We start from the raw sequence: 21,348 nt of genomic DNA on the forward strand, positions 1-21,348 counted from the left end.
GGCCCGCCCAGCTTTACCCCAACTCCCCCCGCTCCACACAGAATTCGTTGCCCTCGGGGTCGGCCATGAGGACCCAGCCGCCGCCGTCGGGGCGGGTGTGGTCGGCGACCACCCGGGCGCCCAGCGCGAGCGCCCGCTCGACCTCCTCGGCGCGGGTCCGGCCATGGGGCTTGAGGTCGAAGTGGATCCGGTTCTTCACCGCCTTGCCCTCGGGCACCCGCACGAACAGCAACCGCGGGCCGCCCGCCGGGTCCGCGATCAGCGCCTCCGGGTCACCGGGCTTGTCGTCATCGGCGAGCGGCCGGCCGAGCAGCTCGCTCCAGAAGAGGGCGACGTCGTACGGGTCGCCGGTGCAGTCGAAGGTGAGGCTGTGGATGCTGGGGTGACTCTGGCTCAACTGATGTCTCCGTCGGGTTGGGTGTGTCGTGTGCGGTGTCGCGTTACGTGTGGTGCGTACTGCAGGATCGTCCCCTGTTGGCGCGTACTCGACGACCAGGCACCGAGCCGGGGCGGTGCCGACCCTTACGGCGACGGTCGGATACCCCTCGGGCGACGGTTTGCCCTCGGATTCGACAACTCGGCCAAGAACGGCCGTCAACGCAGGGCATCGAGTGCGGCCCTCCGAATGACAGGCGGCGCCTACAAGGTCCTCGTCCACCCTTCCTCGGCCAGACGCCAGTTCGATCATCGACGAGCTCCCGAACGACATCACGGTGCCCCTCGTGCCGGGAGGTCCCTTCACGAGGTGGAGGAGCACCCAGCGGAGGTAGACGGCGAGGCGCACCGCCGGGCCGAAATCGTCGGCAGTCACCTCTGCAAGCGGACTGGCCGTGCACTCCCTGAGGGACACCACACGGACCCAGGAGTACTGGACCCACCTCAGGTGCCCGATCAGCTCGCACATGGACATGAGCAGTTATCCCGGCAGCGGCGTCTTCCGCGCTTCCTGCGGTGACATGCCCTCACAGTTGGCAAGCGCGGTGCCCCGTGCGCAGTCGAGGAAGGTGGTCAACTACATCCGCTCGTCGCAGGCGTGAGGCGTATCGACGCATTTCGTCATCGTCGGCAACCATCCCCGACACCCACCCGAGTGACAAATTAATGCTGGAACCCTGAAGGCGTTCCGCACTTGAGAAAGAATTGAGGTTGGGCACCCTTCGCACCGCGAAGCGCACGGACAAGTGAGATATAGATCTCACCAGGCGGGAACATAAAGCTGTAAATCCACCCACACTCCGTGATCAAAACTTCCTCGACCTCCCTTTTGGTCACTTTGCTCATCCATGTTCAGGCCATACATATGAGGCCCGAACTGCACTGCGGCGCATCCCACTTGCCTTCTCACCAGCACCCGGCCAATCTTCTCCCTGCGCCCCGGACGGCTCGCTCAAGCGCCGCTTCCGGTACACGCGTTGACCATCTGAACGGGGGTTCTGATGAGCGGTTCGCTCCTCTCACTGCACTGCGCGGCCACACACCGGCCGGCCACAGTCACAGCTATCCGCGAAAGGCCTTGGTAGCACCGCGAAGTTCGCCACCGTTGGGTCTGAACTTCCCCTCGCGGAAGACCGAAAACGGTCCGCGAAGTCTGCAGTATCGGCGCCCCGGCATGGACCGTGCGCCTTCGCACACCACACCCAGCCGTGTTCCAACGGCTCAAGCTCGGCGATGCCCAATGGGCATGGCCCGCAAGGGAATTTCATGAAGAGACTTGTAAGCTCCACGCTCACCTCTGTCATCGTGGCTGGCGGTCTGGTGGGCGTCACCGGCTCGCCCGCCTTCGCCGCGTGTGCTCCGGACCCGGTGAAGAAGTACGCCATCTCCAAGAAGTCCACGGTGTACAGGGGGACCAACCTGACCAGCACGTGGATGGACATGACGAGCGCCTCAGAGGTCTCGGTCAGCTACAACAGGAGCAGCACGGCGACCGCGAGCGTCAGCGGTACCGCTGGTATCGAGGCCGAGGCCGGGGTGATCTTCACCAAGGCAAGCACGTCGTTCAGCGTGACCGTCGGCGGAGAGTGGTCCAGCTCCAAGAGCTGGAACTACGAAATGAAGGCCAAGAAGGTCCAGGGCAAGAACCAGGTCCGCATGAGGCTTTTCCACGAAGCCAAGAAGTTCCAGGTCGGCAAGAGCATCACTACTACCAAGCCCAACTGCAAGGGCACCGTCACCAAGCACTCTTGGAACAAGACCATCATCGCTCCGACCAAGCGCAGCAGCAACGACTTCTGGCGCCTTGAGTACAGGCACGTGTAGGACATTCATGAAGGCGGCCCTCCGAGCAATCTTGGCGGGCCTCCTTCGGTCACCACCACCGTTGTCTCTCCGCCAGGGGACGCTTCAGCGGGGTCACCGGGTTTGTCATCGTCGGCCGCGGCGGACGGCCGAGCAGCCTCTCCTGTCATGAGCCGCTCATCCACAGCCCGCCGGGGCCTCCCGGCTGATTTCCTTGACCACACACCGCAGCCCCTGCGGTGCCATCTCCCCCACCCGCCACAGCAGTTCGGCGTACCGCCCGCTGTCCGCCGCCCAGCAGGTCGAGGACGCCCTCGACGGAGTCCGGGGCCTGTGTGACGTTCTCGGGGAAGCACGGAGAGGTCGTGGCTGCGCTGGCCGCCGTCGGGCTCCGGGCACTGCGGATCACCCCTCCAGGGCGCCCTCGGGCGCGAGTACGTCGGTCAGGGACGTGCGCGACGGGCGGATCCGTCTTCTGTCACGGCTCCCTCTTCCACCACGCGCACCTCTCCCTCCCCGGCTATGTCTCCGCCCATCGCGCGCAGTACGGCGTCAGACGCCTCCCGCAGAGACCCGAAACAGGCATGCGGTCGCCGAGTTCCTCCGACCGATGCGTGGACGCCACCGCGTTCACCGTGCAACCGGCCGCGATGCCCGCCGGCGCGTCCTCGACGACCAGGCACCGGGCCGGATCGGCGCCCAGGCGGGCGGCGGCGGCCAGGCAGCCCTCCGATGACGGCTTGCCCTCTCGTACACATCCTCGGCGCACACCCGCACCTCCGGCACCACCAACCCCGTACGGGTGAGCCTGGCCGCAGTGGGCTCCGCACGACTGGAAAAGACGACAGCCCAACGGCCCCGCGGCAACACCCCCAGCAACTCGGCGGCTCCGTCGAAGGCGCGGAACCCGGGCTCCTCCACCGCCATCAGCCGGTCCAGGGCACAGTATTCCTCGGCTGGATCACGCTCCGGAGCCACCAGCCGAGGGATGTCCGCCCGCCACCGCCCTGCATGGTCAGCCACACGGCCTCGGGATCCAGCCCCCGCACCCATGCCCGTCAGACCCGGCCGTGGGCGTCGGCGGTGTCGATCAGCACCCCATCCACGTCGCACAGCACGGCGGCGGCCAATGCCCCCCTGCTGCCACCCGTTGCCCCCCATCACCCGATCGCCGACCCTCAAAACGCTGCAGGGCCTGCCGTACGGCAGGCCCTGCAGCGAGCGAAAGAATGGCCGGTCAGTTCTTCTTGACCGTAGCCCCGGCCTCGTCCGCCGCGCTGTCCTCCAGCGCCTTGAGCGCCGGGTCCAGGACGACGTCCTCGGCGCGGGCCTCGGTCGTGGGGTCCTCCGGGAAGTGGCAGGCCGTCAGGTGGCCGTCCAGGTTGCCGGAGAGCTGGACCAGCGGCGGCTCCTCGGAGGCGCACTTGTCCTGCGCCTTCCAGCAGCGGGTACGGAAGCGGCAGCCGGACGGTGGGGAGATCGGCGAGGGCACGTCACCGGCGAGCCGGATCCGCTCCTTCACCTCGACCTCGTCGTCGATCGCCACCTCGGGCACCGCCGAGAGGAGGGCGTGGGTGTAGGGATGCCGAGGCCGGTTGTAGAGCGAGTCACGGTCGGCGACCTCGACGATCTTGCCGAGGTACATGACCGCGACGCGCTTCGAGAAGTGCCGGACGATGGCGAGGTCGTGGGCGATGAACAGGAACGCGATGCCCAGCTCGTCCTGGACCTTCTGGAGCAGGTTGACGACCTGCGCCTGGATCGACACGTCCAGCGCCGAGACCGGCTCGTCCGCGACGATCAGCTTCGGGTTCAGGGCAAGCGCGCGGGCGACCCCGATGCGCTGGCGCTGGCCGCCGGAGAACTCGTGCGGGAAGCGGTTGTAGTGCTCGGGGTTGAGGCCGACCAGTTCGAGGAGCTCGCGGACCTTCTGCTCCCGGCCGCCCTCGGGGTTGATCCCGTTGACCTCCATCGGCGACTTGATGATCGTGCCGACCGTCTGCCGCGGGTTCAGCGAGGAGTACGGATCCTGGAAGATCATCTGGATCTCGGACCGCACCGGCGCGAGCTGCTTGCGCGAGGCGTGCGTGATGTCCTGATCCTTGTAGGTGATCTTCCCGCCGGTGGGCTCCATCAGCTTGGTGATCAGCCGGCCGGTGGTCGACTTGCCGCAGCCCGACTCACCGACGAGGCCGACGCTCTCGCCGACACCGACGGTCAGGTCGATGCCGTCCACCGCCTGGACCGCACCGACCTTGCGCTTGATCGGGAAGCCGCCGTAGATGGGGAAGTGCTTCGTCAGGCCCTCGACCCTGAGGAGTGTTTCTGCCGCGGTGTCCTTGGAGCCCTGTTGTGCGGGGAGGGTGAGGTTGTCGCTCATGTCTCGGTTCTCCCTAGCGCAGCCGGGGCTGGATCTTGTCGATGAAGATGGTCTGCTTCTGCTCCGCCGTCAGGTGGCAGGCAGAGTCGCGCCCCTCGCCGAGCGACGGCCGCTCGGTGCTGCACCGGTCGCCGGTGACCTCGCCCGTGAACGCGCAGCGCGGGTGGAACGGGCAGCCGCTGGGCGGGTTGAGCAGGCTGGGCGGGGAGCCGGGGATCGGGGTGAGCGCCTGGCTGGTGTCGCCGCCGAGGCGGGGCATCGAGCTGAGCAGACCCCAGGTGTAGGGGTGCGTGGGGTTGCGCAGCACCTCGCGGACACTGCCGCGCTCCACGGCCCGGCCCGAGTACATCACCAGCAGGTCGTCGGCCATGTCGGAGATGACGCCGAGGTCGTGCGTGATGAAGATGATCGCGGAGCCGAACTCCTGCTGGAGGTCCTTGAGCAGGTCGAGGATCTGCGCCTGGACGGTCACGTCGAGGGCGGTGGTGGGCTCGTCCGCGATCAGCAGGTCGGGGTCGCAGACCAGCGCCATGGCGATCATGGCGCGCTGGCGCATACCGCCGGAGAACTGGTGCGGGTAGTCGTCCACGCGCGACTGCGGGTGCGGGATGCCGACCTTGGCCAGCATCTCGATGGTCCGCTGCCGGGCCTCCTTCTTGGAGGCGCCGGTGTGCTTCATGAACGGCTCGGCGATCTGCCGGCCCACCGTGTAGTACGGCGAGAGCGCCGTCAGCGGGTCCTGGAAGATCATCGCCACCTTGTTGCCGCGGAGCTGCTCCAGCTCCTTCTCCTTGGCGGTGACGAGTTCCTTGCCGTCGAGGATGATCTCGCCCTCGACGGTGGTGGTCTTGGGGTTGTGCAGACCGAGGACGGTCAGGTTGGTCACGGACTTGCCGGAGCCCGACTCACCCACGATGCCCAGCGTCTTGCCGCGCTCGACGTCGAAGGAGAGCCCGTCGACGGCCTTGACTATGCCGTCCTCGGTGGAGAACCGCACCCGCAGGTCGCGGACCGAGAGGAAGGCCTCCGGCCCGGTCGGGGCCTTCTCACCTTCGGTCTTGGTCAGAGTGGTCACGGTATTTCTCCTAGCTGAGGCGCACGCGCGGGTCGATGTAGGCGTAGGCGATGTCCACGATGATGTTCAGCATCAGGATGAAGAACGCGCCGAACAGCATCACGCCCATCGTCGCCGGAATGTCCTTGCCTTGAGAGGACTCGACCGCGAGACGCCCGAGGCCGGCCAGGTCGAAGGTGAATTCCGTGACCACTGCGCCGGAAAGCAGCGCGCTCAGGTCCATGCCGATGATGGTGACGATCGGAATGAGTGAACCACGCCAGGCATAACGGAAGAATACGTACCGCTGCTTCATGCCCTTGGCCCGGGCCGTGCGGACGTGCTCCTCCGAGAGCTGTTCAATCATCGTCGAGCGAGCCATACGCGTGTACTGGGCGGTGAAGATGGTGGCCATCACGGCCCAGGGGATCAGCAGGCCCATGAACCAGCCTGCCGGATCCTCGGTGAACGGCACGTACTTGGGGCTCTCCATCCAGCCGGTGCTGAAGACGAAGATGCCGAGGACGATCGGGCCGAGGAAGTAAATCTGGAACGAGCTGAGGACCATCGAGGCGCCGCTGACGGCCTTGTCGACGGCGGTGCCGCGCTTCCAGGCGGCGAGCAGACCGGTACCGAGGCCGAACACCAGGAAGATGATCAGACCACCGATGGTCAGCGACAGGGTGAGCGGGAAGCTGTCGACGATGGAGTCCCAGACGAATTCACCGCTGTTGAAGGAGACGCCCAGGCACGGCGCGGAGCAGTGCCCCACCGCGAAGTCCCGGCCGACGACGATGCCGGACATGAAGTCCCAGAACTGCGTGGTGATGGGCTTGTCGAGGCCGAGGTTCTCTCTGATGACCGCGATGTTCTCGGGGGAGCAGTTCTTGCCGCAGGACAGCTGCGCGAAGTCTTGGGGGATCGTATAGAACAGGAAGAACGTGAAGGCGCCGATCAGGAACATGATGACGACGGCGCCGATCAGCCTGCGGATGAGGAACTGAAGCATGGCGGGTGGATGCTCTCTTCGAAAACGCGGCGGTCGGAGGGGGTGGTACCGACCGCGGGGGTGCGCTCCGCCTGGCGCACACCCCCGCGGATCAGCCGGACTGACGGATTACGGCTGCTTCAGGAACAGGTCGTTGATGTCGATGTAGCTCGACTCCGTGCTGTACCGGGCACCACCAATGTTCGATCCGAAGAGCTGGATCTGCTTCGAGTAGTAGACCGGGGCGGCCGGGTTGATCTCCTCCACGATGCGGTGGTGAGCCTCTTCCCACGTCTTGGCCGCGGCCTCGGGCTCCTCGGTCAGAGCCTTCTTGATCAGCTCGTCGACCTTGGCGTCCTTGATGTGCGAGTAGTTCGACGCACCGTCGGCGACGAGGGTGCCGTCGTAGACCGGGGTGATGACCGTGGACGGGGAGGACCAGTCCTGGCCCCAGCCGGTCATGTAGAGGTCGAACGGGTTGTCCAGCTTGCCGACCTGCTCGTAGAAGCTGGCCCGGTCGATCTCCTTGGCCTGGACGTCGAAGCCGAGCTTGGCCAGCGTGTCCTTGATGATCACCATCTGGGCCTGGCCGCGCGGGGTGTTGGAGTAGGCGTAGGCGAGCTTGGTGCCGTCCTTGACGCCCGCCTCCTTCAGCAGCTCCTTGGCCTTGTCCAGGTCACCGTTGGGCTTCTTCAGCTTGCCGAAGGGGTCGTACTTCGCGTCATAGCCCGGCAGGGTCGGCGCCATCAGACCACCGGCGATCTCACCGCCGTAGCGACCACCGTCGGCCTGGACCATGGCCTGGCTCGGGAGCGCGTAGGTGATCGCGTCGCGGACCTTCTTGTCCTTCATGTTGGCGCTGTCGAGGTTGAACGTCATCTGCCACACGTAGGGCTGGTAGCCCTGGATCGTGCGCTTCTTGGCGTTCGCGTCACCGATGACCTTGGACAGCTGGGCCGGGTCCACCGAGTCGGTGAACTGGATGGCGTTCTTGGCCTCGCCCTGGTCGGCGATCAGGCGCTTGGTCTGGCTGGCCTGCTTGATGGTGGTGGTGAACTGGTAGCCGTCGACGTACTGGTGGCGCACCGAGTCCGTCTTCGGGTCCCACTGGTCGTTCTTGACCAGGGTCAGCGACTTGCCAGCCTTGTACTCGGAGATCTTGTACGGGCCGAGGGCGGCCGGGGCCTTGTCGTACTTCTCCTTCGTGTCCTGCTTCTCGGGCACGATGGCGTAGCCGGCCATGGCCAGGGCCTGGGGGAGGTCCGGGCGCGGCTGGTCGAAGTGGAAGACGACCGTCTTGTCGTCCGGGGTCTCCAGGACGGAGTCCGGCAGGTGCTTGCCCTTGTACGGGCCGTCCGGCAGCGCCTTGCGGTAGTCGGAGCCCGAGAGCCAGCTCTGGACGTAGGACGGGCCGTCGAAGATGACCTTGGAGTACTGGCGCTCGATGGTGTGGCGGACGTCGGCCGAGGTGATGACGTTGCCGTCCTCGTCCTTGACGCCGTCCTTGAGCTTGTACGTCCAGGTCTTGCCGCCGTCGGACGACGTGCCGGAGTCGGTGGCGATGTCACCGACGACCGTCAGGTTGCCCTTGTCGTCCTCCTGGTAGTTCGTCAGCCCGCGGTGCAGGAGGTTGGCGATCTGGCCAGCGTCGGAGACGTAGATCTGCCCCGGGTCCAGGTGGGTCATGTCGGACTGGGCGTAGACGTTGATGACACCGCCGGACTTGGCGCCCTTGACCTCTTCGGCCGGACCGGCGGAGGCGGCGGCGTCCCCGTAGACGACAGGCTTCGACTGCTCGGCGGCGTCGTCCTGGGACTTGGAGTTGTCCTTCGAGTCGCTCTTGCCATTGTCCGCGCAGCCGGCCAGCGCGAGCGAGCCGGCCACGAGGGCGACGGCCACGGCACGCGTGGTGCGGTTTCTGATGGGCTTCATGAGGCCTATGCACCTACCTGTTGATAGTTGTCCACGAGTACTGCCTGACGGTCCGGGGAAACCCGGATCGGGGGTGGCAGTCCCCCCACCCACCAATGGACGATTACCGTCCGGTCTTGGGGTCGAATGCGTCCCGGACGGAGTCGCCGAGAAGGTTGAAGCAGAGCACGAAGACCACCATGGCCACGCCCGGGAAGACCATGAACATCGGGTCCTCTTCATAGACGTCGGCACCGACCGCGAACATGCGGCCCCAGTCGGGGGTGGGCTCGACGAAGCCGACACCTACGAACGAGAGGAAGGCGATCGACAGGATCGTGCTGGGCAGGATGTACGTGCCCTGCACCAGGATCGGGGTGACGATGTTCGGCAGGATCTCCTTGCGCACGATGCGCCAAGGCGAGGCCCCGGACACCTTGGCCGCCTCCACGAACTCGCGCTCACGCAGCGAGAGCACCGAGCTGCGCACCAGACGGGCGAGGCCCATCCAGCCGAGGAACCACATCACCAGGATGATGGACACGGCTCGCAGATACGTCGGCGTCTCGTCGCGCGGGTCGACGAACAGCGCGGTGACGACGGGCATGAAGGCGATGAAGAACAACTGCTGCGGGAAGCCGAGGAAGAAGTCGGTGATCCGGCCGACCCAGTAGTCGACCCGGCCCCCGAAGTAGCCGCCGATCATGCCGATGAGGACACCGGTGCTCACACTGGCCACGGTGACGACGACGGCCATGTACAGCGAGGTCCGCATGCCGTACAGCAGCATCGTGAACACGTCGCGGCCCAGCTTCGGCTCGACGCCGAACCAGAAGTCACCCGACATGCCGCCGAAGGAACCCGTGGGCATCGCGAAGTCGTCGAGCAGGAACGGGAAGTCGGGCTCCTGCGCGTACAGCGTGTAGGGGTTCTTGCCGTACAGGCTCGAAATCACCGGCGCGAGCGCGGCGATCACGAAGAAGAAAATCACTACGCACGCGGAGATGACTCCCGTACGGTCCCGCTTGAAGCGTTGCCACATCAACTGGCCGGGGGAACGACCCTCAAGCTTCGTCTCACCCTTGGCGACCTCTGCGGCCGTCTCGAGCTCGGGGTCCAAGGCGACCGTGGACCCTGAGCCCTCGGCCTTGGTTGGACTGGTCATGTCTGTTCTTCCCCCGGGGGGTTGGAGAGTTGAGCGCAGCACAGTTACCGACAGGTTCTGTGGTTTGGGGGAACTTTCGCCAAATGGGTCAACGCGCGTCAAGGGCGGAAGGCATAGGGATCTCCCTACCGTCCATATTTTGAGCAAAAATTGCAAAGATTGACACCTGGTCGCGCTTGACAGACGGTAAGAGAATCCGGCGAAGCGGACATTCGGGGTACGATTTTTGTTTACATGTCCGAAACTTGATCGCCGGAACACCGATATCCGAACAGCGCTTCACAGCCCACCGACAGTGAACCGAAGGTTCCCAGCCGGAAGTCCAGCCTCCCCCGCACACCCTTCACACCCTTCCCGGAATCCCCAGCATCCCCACAGGATCTTCCTGTATGCGGATACACCTGAGACCCGGCCCTCCCCACGAAGTGGAGAACCGGGGCTTACCGGCGTTGCGGCGGAAGCGTCGAGGGACACTCCGGTACGTGCTGCCGTTCGGAGTCTACACGCGTAGCGGGGTTCGGAGGAGGCCCTGGACCGGCCGATCCCGGGACAGCCGGTCCGCTCCTCTGCCGCCACGGCGGGTGCCGGACGGTACTCCTCCGCGTGGCGCACGCCACCACCGGAGATGGCCCGGCCCGGTCACCCGCGGACGCGTGCGACCGGGCCGGATCCCTGTCCGTCAGCCGTGCTTGGCGCGGCTCGCGGAGCGGGCGCGCTCGCGGGCGTCCAGGTTCACCTTGCGGATGCGAACCGCCTCCGGGGTGACCTCGACACACTCGTCGTCGCGGCAGAACTCCAGGGACTGCTCCAGGGAGAGCTTGCGCGGCGGGACGATCGCCTCGAACGAGTCGGCCGAGGAGGACCGCATGTTCGTGAGCTTCTTCTCCTTGGTGATGTTCACGTCCATGTCGTCGGAGCGCGAGTTCTCGCCGACGATCATGCCCTCGTACACCTCGGTGCCGGGGTCGGTGAACAGCACGCCGCGCTCCTGGAGGTTCGTCATCGCGAACGCGGTGACGGCGCCGGCCCGGTCGGCCACCAGCGAACCGTTGTTACGGGTCGCCAGCACGCCGAACCAGGGCTCGTGGCCCTCGTGGATGGAGTGCGCGATACCGGTGCCGCGCGTACCCGTGAGGAACTCCGTACGGAACCCGATGAGCCCGCGGGAGGGCACGACGAACTCCATGCGCACCCAGCCGGAACCGTGGTTGGACATGTTGTCCATCCGGCCCTTGCGGACGCCCATGAGCTGCGTGACCGCGCCCATGTGCTCCTCGGGCACGTCGATCGTCATGCGCTCGACGGGCTCGTGGACCTTGCCGTCGATCTCCTGGGTGACCACCTGCGGCTTGCCGATGGTCAGCTCGAAGCCCTCACGGCGCATCTGCTCGACCAGGATGGCGAGCGCCAGCTCACCACGGCCCTGGACCTCCCAGGCGTCGGGACGCTCGGTCTCCAGGACACGGAGGCTGACGTTACCGATCAGCTCGCGGTCGAGACGGTCCTTGACCTGCCGGGCAGTGACCTTGCGGTCCTTGACCACGGCCTTGTTCTCGGCGCCCTTGCCCGTGCCGCCGCGGCCGACCATCGGCGAGGTGTTCGTACCGATGGTCATGGAGATCGCCGGCTCGTCGACCGTGATGAGCGGCAGCGCGATCGGGTTCTCGGGGTCGGCGAGGGTCTCACCGATCATGATGTCCGGGATACCGGCGACGGCGCAGATGTCACCCGGGCCCGCCATCTCGGCGGGCTTGCGGGTGAGCGCCTCGGTCATCATCAGCTCGGTGATGCGGACGTTGGACATCGTGCCGTCACGCTTGATCCACGTGACGGTCTGGCCCTTGCGCAGCTCGCCCTGCTCGACGCGGAGCAGCGCGATACGGCCGAGGAAGTTGTCGGCGTCCAGGTTGGTGACGTGCGCCTGGAGCGGGGCCTCCTCGTCGTACGACGGGGCCGGTACGTGCGACAGGATCGTGGAGAAGAACGGCTCCAGGCTGTTGCTGTCGGCCGGGACGGTGCCGTCCTCCGGCTTCGTCAGCGAGGCGACACCGTCACGCGCACACGCGTAGACGATGGGGAACTCGATCTGCTCCTCGTCCGCGTCCAGGTCCAGGAAGAGGTCGTAGGTCTCGTTGACGACCTCGTCGATCCGGGAGTCCGGGCGGTCGGTCTTGTTGATGCACAGGATGACCGGCAGGCGCTGCTGGAGCGCCTTGCGCAGCACGAACCGGGTCTGCGGCAACGGCCCCTCGGAGGCGTCGACCAGCAGAACCACGGCGTCCACCATCGACAGACCGCGCTCGACCTCGCCACCGAAGTCGGCGTGGCCCGGGGTGTCGATGATGTTGATGGTGATGACGTCCCCCCCGTCCTTCGGGTGGTACTTCACCGCCGTGTTCTTGGCGAGGATCGTGATGCCCTTCTCACGCTCCAGGTCGTTCGAGTCCATCATGCGGTCGTCGAGCGACTCGGCGGCGTGCGCGGCGAAGGCACCGGCCTGCTTGAGCATGGCGTCGACCAGGGTGGTCTTGCCATGGTCGACGTGGGCGACGATGGCAACGTTGCGGATGTCGTGGCGCGTGGCCATAGTGAGGCGCTTCTCCCGGGTGTGAGGACGGCCTGCGCTGACATCTGTGTCGCGCGGACCCTGCCGGGCTGGACACGCCACGGCCTCACCCCATCGTACGGGGCCGCGGGCGCAGGGGCGCCCCGGGCTGCTCCGGCCCAGCTCAGACCGGTTCATTCCCAGCTCAGGGCGCTCCCGCGCGACTCAGGCCGCCTTGGCCGCCCGCGAACCGGCCGGACACAGCTCCTCGGCCGCGGCCCGCCCGGCCGCTCCCTCCGGCGGAGTGTCGCAGGACAGGAATCCCTTGCCGACCGTCTCCCAGGTGTGCACGTGGCCCCGCACCGGCTCGGCGTCCTCGCAGGTGTAGCCGAAGTCGGCGTCGACGAACCCGATCTGGTTCCAGAGGTAGTACGCGCCTTCGAGTTCCCCGGCATGCCGGCCGAAGACCGCCTCCTCGGGCCGCTCCTCCTCGGGCCGCTCCTCCTCGGACGGGCCCGTGAGCGGCTGCTCCACCTTCAGATGCGCGCCGAGCGCCTTGATCACCCGGGCCGGAGCCACCCCGGCGGGCACGCCGCTGACCGTGGGCCGGTGGACCGTGTCGGCGTCCAGCGGTTCCAGACGGGTCGCGTAGGAGCTGTCCCCTTCGCGAAGGTGACCGGCTCGCCGAGTGCCGTCAGCTTCGTCCGGTGCCGGACGCCGGACCAGGCGTACTCGCCGTCCGTGCAGGACGCGGCCCGTGCGCGACCGTCGTCCCGGGCGGCCCCGTCACCGGAATCCCCCGTGCAGGCCGTCGCCCCCACCGCCACCACCAACGCCGCCGCACCCACCGCGCAGCTCCGGCGTACCGAGTCGTACATCACCCGGTCCCCTCCCCTCCCCGTACGTCGGCCGCCGCCCCGCTTCGTACGGGGGGCGGCGGCCGAGGTCCGTGAGGAATGATCTCCTACTTCTTCGTGGGCCGCGCCGGTCCCTTCGCGCCCTTCTTCAGGAACCCCATGTCCTCGTAGACCGGGGTCTGGAAGCCGAAGGCACCCGCGTTGGCCAGGGTGGTGCGGGCGGCGACGAGTTGGGGCCGCTGATAGAGAGGGATGGATCCGGCGGCGGCCCAGATCCGGGCGTCCGCCTTACGGATCAGAGAGCGGGTCTTGGACTCGTCGAGGGTGGATACGGCCTGGTCGAAGAGCTGGTCGACCCGGTCCGTGCCGACGCGCGTGTAGTTCTGCTCGACGCTCAGCGAGCCGTCGGCCGCGGGCACCGGCTTGGCGTAGATCGGCCGGGCGTCGGTGGCGGGGTACGCGGAGGTCGGCCAGGAGTACAGCGCGAGGTCGTACTGGCCGTTGGCGATGTGGTCCTTGAAGTAGCTCTCGTCGGCGACCTTCGTGATCTCCGTACGGATCCCTACGCGCTCCAGCATCGCCGCGATCCGCTCACCGACGGCCCGCAGCGACTCCGTCCCCGGCCCGTCCGGCAGCACGAACCGCAGCGTCAGGAGCTTGCCGTTCTTGGCCAGCGGCCCCCGCGCGGCATCGGCGGGCGCACGCGTCCCCTGTGGCGCGTACGCGCCGGGCGCGCCGCCCGGCTTGAACTGCTTGCCGTCCTGCGCGAGGTTCGCGTCGGCGTCGTACGGCTTGTTGTCCTCTCCGGCGGTGTACGTGCTCTCGTCCTCGGAGGAGCCTGATTCGCCGGAGGCGGAGGCGGAGGCGGAGGCAGAGGCGGACGCAGAAGCAGAAGCGGAGGCAGAAGCGGAGGCAGACGCAGAGGCAGAGGCAGACGCAGAGGCGGACTTGCCGGAACCGGGACCGGAGCCGGACTTCCCGGAACCGGGCTTGTCGGAACCGGGCTTGTCGGAACCGGGCTTGTCGGAGCCTGAGGCGTCCTTCGTCTTGGGCTTCTCCCCCTCCGCGCCGGCCGCCTTCCCGCTCTCCTCGGGCTGGACGGGTTCCAGGGGGCCGCCCTGTTCCCATCCGGCGTCGGCGAGCAGGGCCCGCGCCTCGTCGGCGTCCTGGTCGCCGAGGGCACCGCTGTTGTCGGCGTAGGCGGCCTGGCCGGCGAGAGCCAGATGGCTGCCGACCGGTTCGGCGGGCAGGCCGAGGGGCTCCAGGACGAGAGCGGCGAGTTTCTCGCGGTCGAGCGCGCGGGCCACGGCGCGGCGGACACGCTCGTCGGCGAGGGGGCCGTCCGAACCGTTCAGGGCGAGCTGGGTGAAGGCGGGTTCCAGGGACCGGCGGACGGCGAAACCGCGCAGGGCGGACTGCTGGGCGGTGTACTCGGCGAGAGCCGCACGCCGCTTCTCCCGGGCGCTGGTCTCGTCGCCCGCGGCCTTCTCGTCCGAGCCGTGCGCGACGGCCCAGGACCGAAGCGACTTCGCGGGGGTCAGGCCGGGGCCGTGGGCGGGGCCGCCCTCCTGGGCCAGGGTGCCGCTTTGCGAGGGAGGAGCACCGGCGCCCTGCGACTTCTTCCTGTCACGGGAGGCGAGCATGATCCGCTCGGCCTGCACCGAGTCGATCTCGGCGATGTCGACCTGGTCCTCGGCCAGCGCCTTGGCCCGCTCTGCGCGCGGTACGGCGCGCAGCACCAGCTCGGAGAGCTTGGCGGGGCGGCCCCACCAGCGGGGGTTGCGGGTGAGCGTGACCTCGCCGCCCTTGCGGTCGACGTCCTTCAGCGCGAACGGCCCGGCGGTGACCTTGAGCCTCTTGCGGGCGTCGTCGTTGAAGGAGTCGGGGGTGCCCATCACCTGCTTCGGGTACAGCGGCGAGAAGAGCGACCTCCAGTCGGCGTACGGGCGGGCGAAGGTGACCCGGACCTCCAGGTCGTTGTCGCCGCGTTCGATCTTCTCGATGCGTTCGTAGCCGGCGTTCCTGGCGGTCCAGTACGCGGAGTCCTTGCCGGACAGGGCACGCCACTGCGCCGCGAAGTCGGCGGCGCCGATCTCCCGGCCGTCGCTCCACACCGCCTCCTGGTGGAGCTTGTAGAGGACGACCTGGCGGGGCTCGCGTTCGACGACCTTCGCTGACTCCAGGTAGTCGGTGTTGAGCTGCGGGCGTCCGCTGGTGTCGAGGCGGTACATCGACGGCAGTACGGCGCCGGCGATCCGTGCCGTGGCCGGGTCGGCGTCCGACTGGAACACGTTCAGCGTCTCCGGTACGGCGTCGACGGCCCAGCGCAGGGTGCCGCCGTCGACGACGAGGTTCCGCGCGGCCGGCGCGATGTCCTGTCCGGCGACGGGTCTGCCCGCCGGGTCCTCCTCACCGCATCCGCTCAGCACGGGCATCGTGAGCACGCCGGCAACCAGGAACGCCAGGGAGCAGCGCGGGGGGCGCGGTCGAACGCGGTCGTGGGGAATCGGCATCACTGCGACCTCCTCGCTCCGCGGTGGGAGAACGGGGACGGGGGCGGCTCTGATCACGTTCGGCGGTATATGGAGCTGATCAGACGGATGCGGCCCACTGAAGAGGACGGGGGCCTCGCGGGTGCGCCGACACGACGGCGAGCCCCCGGGAACCCACCCGTTCGGACGCCTGACAGCTCGGGTGGGTTCGGGTGCGTCGGCGGGTGCGGGTCCGGTGGGGGCTGGTCGCGCAGTTCCCCGTGCCCCCAAGAGATCAGGCCCCTGCGGGCCTGATCTCTTGGGGGCACGGCCCTGCGGGCCTGAGAAGCACGGGGCGCAGCCCCTGCTTTTCAGGGGCGCGGGGAACTGCGCGAGAAGCCCCACCGGGTCCGCAGACAAGAACCCACCCCAGCCCCCCGAGCTGCCCCACGCAAAAGAACCCCGCACACCGCTTCCCACCGGCAGGTGTGACGCGCGACACTCGCAGGCGCATGAACATTGCCGCCTTGGGGCCACCGCCCCCTGAAAGCGAGGGCAAGTCATGTCCGTGCACGACGACTTGACGGCAGTCCGGCGCTGCCTGGACGAACTGACCCGGTCCGTACGCCGCCTGGAACAGCAACTCGGCGGCAGCGGCCTGGAGATACGCCGCGTCCGAACCGACGCCGACCACCTGCGCGAGAGCGTCGCGTTGCTCGGTGAGGCCGCCCCCGAACTGGCGAAGCCGCGCCGCCCCGACCTGGTCCCCATCCCCGACACCCCGTACGACAGTTCCCTGTGGACGGACTCGGACGACGAGGGCCTCGGCGCCCGCGACCGCCGCGCACCCTGACCGCCGTAACCGACCACCACAAGAACCCAAGACCGAGAACCCGAGCCCCCCGAACCCGAGACCGAGAACCCGAGCCCCCGAACCCGACACGCCAAGAACCCGACCGGGAGTCCCCCGTTGGCCACTGGTACGGAACCACCGGCAACAGAACCCCATCCACAGCGCGGCGGCGTGCGGAGCCGTACGCGCGCCGCGATCTCCGCCCCGCATCTGCGCACCGACCGCTGGTGGCTGGCCCCCGCCGCCACGGCCGCCGGGCTGCTGGCCTTCATCGTGTACTCGACCTGGCGGGCCTTCGCCGACGCGCACTACTACGCGGCCCCCTACGTCTCGCCGTTCTACTCGCCCTGTCTGGCGGAACGCTGCGAGCCCATGCGTGGCGGCCCCAACTGGGAGATCCTCGGCGGCTGGTGGGGCATCTCACCGGCGATCATCATCCTGATCTTCCCGCTCGGCTTCCGCCTGACCTGCTACTACTACCGCAAGGCCTACTACCGCGGCTTCTGGGCGTCCCCGCCCGCCTGCGCGGTGGCCGAGCCGCACAAGAAGTACTCGGGCGAGACCCGCTTTCCGCTGATCCTGCAGAACCTCCACCGGTACTTCTTCTACGCCGCCCTGCTGGTCGCCGGCATCCTCACGTACGACACGGTCCTGGCCTTCCGCGACGAGCACTACGAGTGGGGCCACATGGGCCTCGGCACTCTCGTGTTCCTCGTCAACATCGTGCTGATCTGGGCGTACACCCTCTCTTGCCACTCGTGCCGGCACATCGTCGGCGGCAAGCTCAAGCACTTCTCCAAGCATCCCGTGCGCTACCGGATGTGGCAGTGGGTCGGGAAGCTCAACGCCCGCCACATGCAGCTCGCCTGGGCGTCGTTGGTGAGTGTGGCGCTCGCCGACTTCTACGTGTACCTGGTCGCGTCCGGCGCCTTCGACGATCCGACCCTCTTCTAACCGACAAAAGGTGCTTCTGAATGTCCGTGGTCGAACGCCAGGAGTGGGACGTCGTCGTGATCGGCGCCGGCGGTGCCGGGCTGCGCGCCGCGATCGAGGCCCGTGAGCGGGGCGCCCGTACGGCTGTGATCTGCAAGTCCCTGTTCGGTAAGGCCCATACGGTGATGGCCGAGGGCGGCATCGCGGCCGCCATGGGCAACGTCAACTCCGGTGACAACTGGCAGGTCCACTTCCGCGACACCATGCGCGGCGGCAAGTTCCTCAACCAGTGGCGGATGGCGGAGCTGCACGCCCGCGAGGCACCCGACCGGGTGTGGGAGCTGGAGACCTGGGGTGCCCTCTTCGACCGTACGAAGGACGGCCGCATCTCGCAGCGCAACTTCGGCGGCCACGAGTACCCGCGCCTCGCCCACGTCGGTGACCGTACGGGCCTGGAGCTGATCCGCACGCTCCAGCAGAAGATCGTCGCCCTCCAGCAGGAGGACCACAAGGAGACGGGCGACTACGAGTCCCGGCTGAAGGTCTTCCAGGAGTGCACGGTCACCCGGGTGTTGAAGGACGGCGAGCGGGTGTCCGGCGTCTTCGGCTACGAACGCGAGTCGGGCCGTTTCCTCGTCCTCGAAGCGCCCGCCGTCGTCATCGCCACCGGTGGCATCGGCAAGTCGTTCAAGGTGACGTCGAACTCGTGGGAGTACACGGGCGACGGCCACGCGCTGGCGCTGCTCGCGGGCGCGCCGCTTCTGAACATGGAGTTCGTGCAGTTCCATCCGACGGGCATGGTCTGGCCGCCGTCGGTGAAGGGCATCCTCGTCACGGAGTCGGTGCGCGGTGACGGCGGGGTGCTCAGGAACTCCGAGGGCAAGCGGTTCATGTTCGACTACATCCCGGACGTGTTCAAGGAGAAGTACGCGCAGTCCGAGGAGGAGGGCGACCGCTGGTACGAGGACCCGGACCACAACCGGCGCCCGCCCGAACTGCTGCCGCGCGACGAGGTGGCGCGGGCCATCAACTCCGAGGTGAAGGCGGGCCGGGGATCACCGCACGGCGGGGTCTTCCTGGACGTGTCCACCCGGATGCCGGCGGAGACCATCCGCCGTCGGCTCCCCTCGATGTACCACCAGTTCAAGGAGCTGGCGGACGTCGACATCACGGCGGAGGCGATGGAGGTCGGGCCCACCTGTCACTACGTGATGGGCGGTATCGCGGTCGAGTCGGAGACGGCGGCGGCACGCGGGGTGCCGGGCCTGTTCGCGGCCGGTGAGGTGGCCGGCGGTATGCACGGATCCAACCGGCTGGGCGGCAACTCCCTCTCCGACCTGCTGGTGTTCGGCCGACGGGCCGGGCAGCACGCGGCCGGGTACGCGGCGGGACTGACCGGGGCGCGACCGCCGGTGGACGACATCGAGGTCGACACGGCCGCCGCCGAGGCGCTGCGGCCGTTCTCCGCCGAGGGGCCGGCGCCGGGCCTGGAGGCCGGTCGGCCGCCGGAGAACCCGTACACCCTTCATCAGGAACTGCAGCAGGCCATGAACGACCTGGTCGGCATCATCCGCCGTGAGGGCGAGATGGAGCAGGCGCTGGAGAAGCTGGCCGACCTGCGGGTCCGGGCGCGCCGGGCGGGTGTGGAGGGGCACCGGCAGTTCAACCCCGGCTGGCATCTCGCCCTCGACCTGCGGAACATGCTGCTGGTCAGCGAGTGCGTGGCACGGGCCGCGCTGGAGCGCACCGAGTCGCGCGGCGGGCACACCCGCGAGGACCATCCGACGATGGACCGCGGCTGGCGCCGGATCAACCTGCTCTGCCGGCTCACCGGTCCGACGGGCGGGCCGGAGACCTGGGACCCCGTCGTCGCCCAGATCGCCCTCACCCGTGAGACCACCGAAGCCATCCGTCCCGACCTGCTCGCCCTCTTCGACAAGGAGGAGCTGGTCAAGTACCTCGCCGAAGAGGAGCTGTACGAGTGAGCAGCTACGAGGAGCCGCGGTCATGAACGGTCAAGGAGACGGGGGCATGAGCGGCTACGAGGCCGGCTTCAAGGTGTGGCGGGGTGATGCGCGGGGCGGTGGCCTGGAGGATTTCAAGGTCGAGGTGAACGAGGGCGAGGTGGTCCTCGACATCGTCCACCGCCTCCAGGCGACCCAGGCCCCCGACCTCGCCGTCCGCTGGAACTGCAAGGCGGGCAAGTGCGGTTCGTGTTCCGCGGAGATCAACGGCCGTCCCCGGCTGATGTGCATGACCCGGATGTCGGTGTTCGAGCGGGACGAGACGATCACCGTCACCCCGCTTCGGGCCTTCCCGGTCGTCCGCGACCTGGTCACGGACGTCACCTTCAACTACGTCAAGGCGCGTGAGGTCCCGGCCTTCGTGCCGCCCGAGAAGCTCGGCCCCGGCGAGTACCGGATGATGCAGGAGGACGTGGACCGCCCGCAGGAGTTCCGGAAGTGCATCGAGTGCTTCCTCTGCCAGGACACCTGCCATGTCGTCCGCGACCACGAGGAGAACAAGTCGGCCTTCGCCGGCCCGCGCTTCCTGATGCGCGTCGCGGAACTGGACATGCACCCGCTGGACGCTGCGGAGGACACCGGCCTGGACCGCAAGAAGACGGCCCAGGACGAGCACGGCCTCGGCTACTGCAACATCACCAAGTGCTGCACCGAGGTCTGCCCCGAAGGCATCAAGATCACGGACAACGCGCTGATCCCGCTCAAGGAGCGTGCCGTGGACCGCAAGTACGACCCACTGGTGTGGCTGGGCTCGAAGATCAGGAGGCGTTCCTCAACCGGGTGAGGGCCTGCGCGGGGCGGTCGCGACGTGCGGAGCCCTCACGGGGGCGCGGGGCCGTCACGAGGTGCGGAGCCCTCACGGGGTGGTGACGCGGCCAGGGCGGGTCGCGAGGTACGACAGCACCGTGTCGGTGACGATGAGGATCAGGCCCGCGAGACCGAACGCGTCCACGCGTTCGGTCGCCACGGCGACGCACCACAGGCCCAGCCCCGCACTGCCGCTGAGCGTGGCCCACCCCCACAGCACCGGCCGCAGCGTGCTGCGTCGCAGCCACGGCAACATCCACTGCGTACGGATCGCGACGACGCCGAACACGGTCGTGGCCACCATGGCCGCCGCGAGGAACCCGATCCCGACGGTCGCCAGCATGCCCCGCCTCCCCCCTTGCGAACGAGGCGATCATGGCATGCACTCGCCACCGGGACCAGCCTCCGCCTCCCCACTTCGCCGCACCCCACTCGCGACCGCGCGACACCGGCCATACGCTCCCAAATGTGACGTCGCGTCTGAGAAGAAGCCGAGCGCGGGGCGCCACGTCGCACATAGCCGTGCGTGTGGCCCACACCGCGTTCGGCGGGCTGGCAGCCATGGCCTGGCTCCTGCTGCCCACGACAACGGAGCCGGCCGGGAGCCAGGCCGCTGAGCGGCACGCCGACCAGCTGTCCGTCGGCGTGCGGCCCGTGACTCCGGTCGGCGGTGAGCTGTTCAGGGCCCCGGCCCCGGACGAGCCGCTCGTGGTCCCGCCGGTGGGCGATCGACCCACGGGCCCGGTCGGCCCCGGACGGTCCACGGTCCCGGCCATCAGCGGGCTGCCCGCGACTCCGGCCGTCGGCGCGTGGTTCGCGGCTCCCCCGGTCGGCGGGGCCGCTCCGGCCGACGACGAGGGCTCCGGGGCGGATCTGATCCTGCCGGTGGCCGCCGCGGGTACGGCTGTCGCCGTGGCCGCGTACTCACTCGTACGACGTCGGCGCCGCGCCCAGCTGCGCACGACCCCGACCGGCACCTTCGAACCGCCGACCACGCCGCTGCCCGACCTCCACCGCCGGGCCCAGCGGCTCCTCGTCGAGACCGACGACAGCGTCCGCACAAGCGCCGAGGAACTCCGCTTCGCGGCGGCCCGGCCGGGCCGGCGTGCCGCCGAGCCGCCT

17 protein-coding genes and 1 pseudogene are annotated in these 21,348 nt (G+C 68.3%); 7 read left to right on the forward strand and 11 right to left on the reverse strand.

Annotated features, from left to right (window positions below; genetic code table 11):
• Positions 1 to 13: 13 nt before the first annotated feature.
• Entirely contained in the window at positions 14 to 397 is a 384-nt protein-coding gene (locus AWZ10_RS08525) for a VOC family protein (RefSeq protein ID WP_046704640.1), read from the reverse strand.
• Between the two features lie 1,304 nt (positions 398 to 1,701).
• Between AWZ10_RS08525 and AWZ10_RS08535 the strand changes: the two genes are divergently transcribed.
• Complete coding sequence (locus tag AWZ10_RS08535) at positions 1,702 to 2,259, forward strand: hypothetical protein (RefSeq protein WP_046704638.1); 558 nt, start codon at positions 1,702 to 1,704, stop codon at positions 2,257 to 2,259.
• A gap of 499 nt (positions 2,260 to 2,758) precedes the next feature.
• Here the strand turns inward: AWZ10_RS08535 and AWZ10_RS53545 are convergent, their stop codons facing one another.
• The 8 genes from AWZ10_RS53545 to AWZ10_RS53550 all read right to left on the reverse strand — a co-directional run bounded on the left by AWZ10_RS53545 (position 2,759) and on the right by AWZ10_RS53550 (position 12,872).
• The gene (locus AWZ10_RS53545; protein WP_167365931.1) at positions 2,759 to 3,007 is read right to left on the reverse strand and encodes an HAD-IA family hydrolase; all 249 of its coding nucleotides are present in this window, start codon (positions 3,005 to 3,007) and stop codon (positions 2,759 to 2,761) included.
• Positions 3,008 to 3,475: 468 nt separating this feature from the next.
• Complete coding sequence (locus AWZ10_RS08540; RefSeq protein WP_060890789.1) at positions 3,476 to 4,618, reverse strand: ABC transporter ATP-binding protein; 1,143 nt, start codon at positions 4,616 to 4,618, stop codon at positions 3,476 to 3,478.
• A 13-nt stretch (positions 4,619 to 4,631) separates the two neighbouring features.
• Complete coding sequence (locus tag AWZ10_RS08545) at positions 4,632 to 5,693, reverse strand: ABC transporter ATP-binding protein (RefSeq protein ID WP_046704636.1); 1,062 nt, start codon at positions 5,691 to 5,693, stop codon at positions 4,632 to 4,634.
• 10 nt (positions 5,694 to 5,703) lie between these two features.
• Complete coding sequence (locus tag AWZ10_RS08550; RefSeq protein ID WP_046704635.1) at positions 5,704 to 6,681, reverse strand: ABC transporter permease; 978 nt, start codon at positions 6,679 to 6,681, stop codon at positions 5,704 to 5,706.
• A gap of 108 nt (positions 6,682 to 6,789) precedes the next feature.
• On the reverse strand, positions 6,790 to 8,592 hold the full coding sequence (locus AWZ10_RS08555; protein WP_046704634.1) for an ABC transporter substrate-binding protein: 1,803 nt from the start codon (positions 8,590 to 8,592) through the stop codon (positions 6,790 to 6,792).
• A gap of 103 nt (positions 8,593 to 8,695) precedes the next feature.
• Positions 8,696 to 9,736 carry an ABC transporter permease gene (locus AWZ10_RS08560; RefSeq protein WP_046704633.1) on the reverse strand — a complete coding sequence of 347 codons (1,041 nt, stop codon included), beginning with the start codon at positions 9,734 to 9,736 and terminating at the stop codon, positions 8,696 to 8,698.
• Between the two features lie 679 nt (positions 9,737 to 10,415).
• Positions 10,416 to 12,323, reverse strand: coding sequence for a translational GTPase TypA (typA, locus tag AWZ10_RS08565; RefSeq protein ID WP_046704632.1), 1,908 nt, complete (start codon positions 12,321 to 12,323; stop codon positions 10,416 to 10,418).
• 183 nt (positions 12,324 to 12,506) lie between these two features.
• Complete coding sequence (locus AWZ10_RS53550; protein ID WP_060890790.1) at positions 12,507 to 12,872, reverse strand: hypothetical protein; 366 nt, start codon at positions 12,870 to 12,872, stop codon at positions 12,507 to 12,509.
• Between the two features lie 18 nt (positions 12,873 to 12,890).
• Between AWZ10_RS53550 and AWZ10_RS53555 the strand changes: the two genes are divergently transcribed.
• Positions 12,891 to 13,241 carry a hypothetical protein gene (locus AWZ10_RS53555; RefSeq protein WP_046704630.1) on the forward strand — a complete coding sequence of 117 codons (351 nt, stop codon included), beginning with the start codon at positions 12,891 to 12,893 and terminating at the stop codon, positions 13,239 to 13,241.
• Positions 13,242 to 13,245: 4 nt separating this feature from the next.
• Here AWZ10_RS53555 and AWZ10_RS08580 read toward each other — a convergent pair whose 3' ends face one another.
• On the reverse strand, positions 13,246 to 15,651 hold the full coding sequence (locus tag AWZ10_RS08580) for an ABC transporter family substrate-binding protein (protein ID WP_063809746.1): 2,406 nt from the start codon (positions 15,649 to 15,651) through the stop codon (positions 13,246 to 13,248).
• 520 nt (positions 15,652 to 16,171) lie between these two features.
• On the opposite strand from AWZ10_RS08580, the gene AWZ10_RS08585 reads away from it, so the two are divergent.
• The 4 genes from AWZ10_RS08585 (at position 16,172) to AWZ10_RS08600 (ending at position 20,203) form a co-directional block, all read left to right on the forward strand.
• Complete coding sequence (locus tag AWZ10_RS08585) at positions 16,172 to 16,462, forward strand: hypothetical protein (RefSeq protein WP_060890791.1); 291 nt, start codon at positions 16,172 to 16,174, stop codon at positions 16,460 to 16,462.
• Positions 16,463 to 16,579: 117 nt separating this feature from the next.
• Positions 16,580 to 17,416, forward strand: a complete 837-nt coding sequence (locus AWZ10_RS08590) for a hypothetical protein (RefSeq protein WP_046707287.1) — start codon at positions 16,580 to 16,582, stop codon at positions 17,414 to 17,416.
• A 20-nt stretch (positions 17,417 to 17,436) separates the two neighbouring features.
• Positions 17,437 to 19,380 carry a fumarate reductase/succinate dehydrogenase flavoprotein subunit gene (locus AWZ10_RS08595; RefSeq protein WP_046707288.1) on the forward strand — a complete coding sequence of 648 codons (1,944 nt, stop codon included), beginning with the start codon at positions 17,437 to 17,439 and terminating at the stop codon, positions 19,378 to 19,380.
• Between the two features lie 46 nt (positions 19,381 to 19,426).
• Entirely contained in the window at positions 19,427 to 20,203 is a 777-nt protein-coding gene (locus AWZ10_RS08600) for a succinate dehydrogenase/fumarate reductase iron-sulfur subunit (protein WP_046707289.1), read from the forward strand.
• 72 nt (positions 20,204 to 20,275) lie between these two features.
• Here AWZ10_RS08600 and AWZ10_RS08605 read toward each other — a convergent pair whose 3' ends face one another.
• Complete coding sequence (locus AWZ10_RS08605) at positions 20,276 to 20,569, reverse strand: hypothetical protein (RefSeq protein ID WP_046707290.1); 294 nt, start codon at positions 20,567 to 20,569, stop codon at positions 20,276 to 20,278.
• A gap of 185 nt (positions 20,570 to 20,754) precedes the next feature.
• Here AWZ10_RS08605 and AWZ10_RS52290 point away from each other — a divergent pair.
• A pseudogene (locus AWZ10_RS52290) lies at positions 20,755 to 21,348 on the forward strand (hypothetical protein); the annotation flags it as partial.

It is taken from the genome of Streptomyces europaeiscabiei, assembly GCF_001550375.1.
GTDB lineage: Bacteria > Actinomycetota > Actinomycetes > Streptomycetales > Streptomycetaceae > Streptomyces > Streptomyces europaeiscabiei.

What these genes read in the sequence shown, in the direction of transcription:
- AWZ10_RS08535 (WP_046704638.1), top strand. Translation starts at nt 1,702, where the DNA reads ATGAAGAGACTTGTAAGCTCCACGCTCACCTCTGTCATCGTGGCTGGC.
- AWZ10_RS08540 (WP_060890789.1), bottom strand. Translation starts at nt 4,618, where the DNA reads ATGAGCGACAACCTCACCCTCCCCGCACAACAGGGCTCCAAGGACACC.
- AWZ10_RS08550 (WP_046704635.1), bottom strand. Translation starts at nt 6,681, where the DNA reads ATGCTTCAGTTCCTCATCCGCAGGCTGATCGGCGCCGTCGTCATCATG.
- AWZ10_RS08555 (WP_046704634.1), bottom strand. Translation starts at nt 8,592, where the DNA reads ATGAAGCCCATCAGAAACCGCACCACGCGTGCCGTGGCCGTCGCCCTC.
- AWZ10_RS08560 (WP_046704633.1), bottom strand. Translation starts at nt 9,736, where the DNA reads ATGACCAGTCCAACCAAGGCCGAGGGCTCAGGGTCCACGGTCGCCTTG.
- typA (WP_046704632.1), bottom strand. Translation starts at nt 12,323, where the DNA reads ATGGCCACGCGCCACGACATCCGCAACGTTGCCATCGTCGCCCACGTC.
- AWZ10_RS08580 (WP_063809746.1), bottom strand. Translation starts at nt 15,651, where the DNA reads ATGCCGATTCCCCACGACCGCGTTCGACCGCGCCCCCCGCGCTGCTCC.
- AWZ10_RS08585 (WP_060890791.1), top strand. Translation starts at nt 16,172, where the DNA reads ATGTCCGTGCACGACGACTTGACGGCAGTCCGGCGCTGCCTGGACGAA.
- AWZ10_RS08595 (WP_046707288.1), top strand. Translation starts at nt 17,437, where the DNA reads ATGTCCGTGGTCGAACGCCAGGAGTGGGACGTCGTCGTGATCGGCGCC.
- AWZ10_RS08600 (WP_046707289.1), top strand. Translation starts at nt 19,427, where the DNA reads ATGAGCGGCTACGAGGCCGGCTTCAAGGTGTGGCGGGGTGATGCGCGG.
- AWZ10_RS08605 (WP_046707290.1), bottom strand. Translation starts at nt 20,569, where the DNA reads ATGCTGGCGACCGTCGGGATCGGGTTCCTCGCGGCGGCCATGGTGGCC.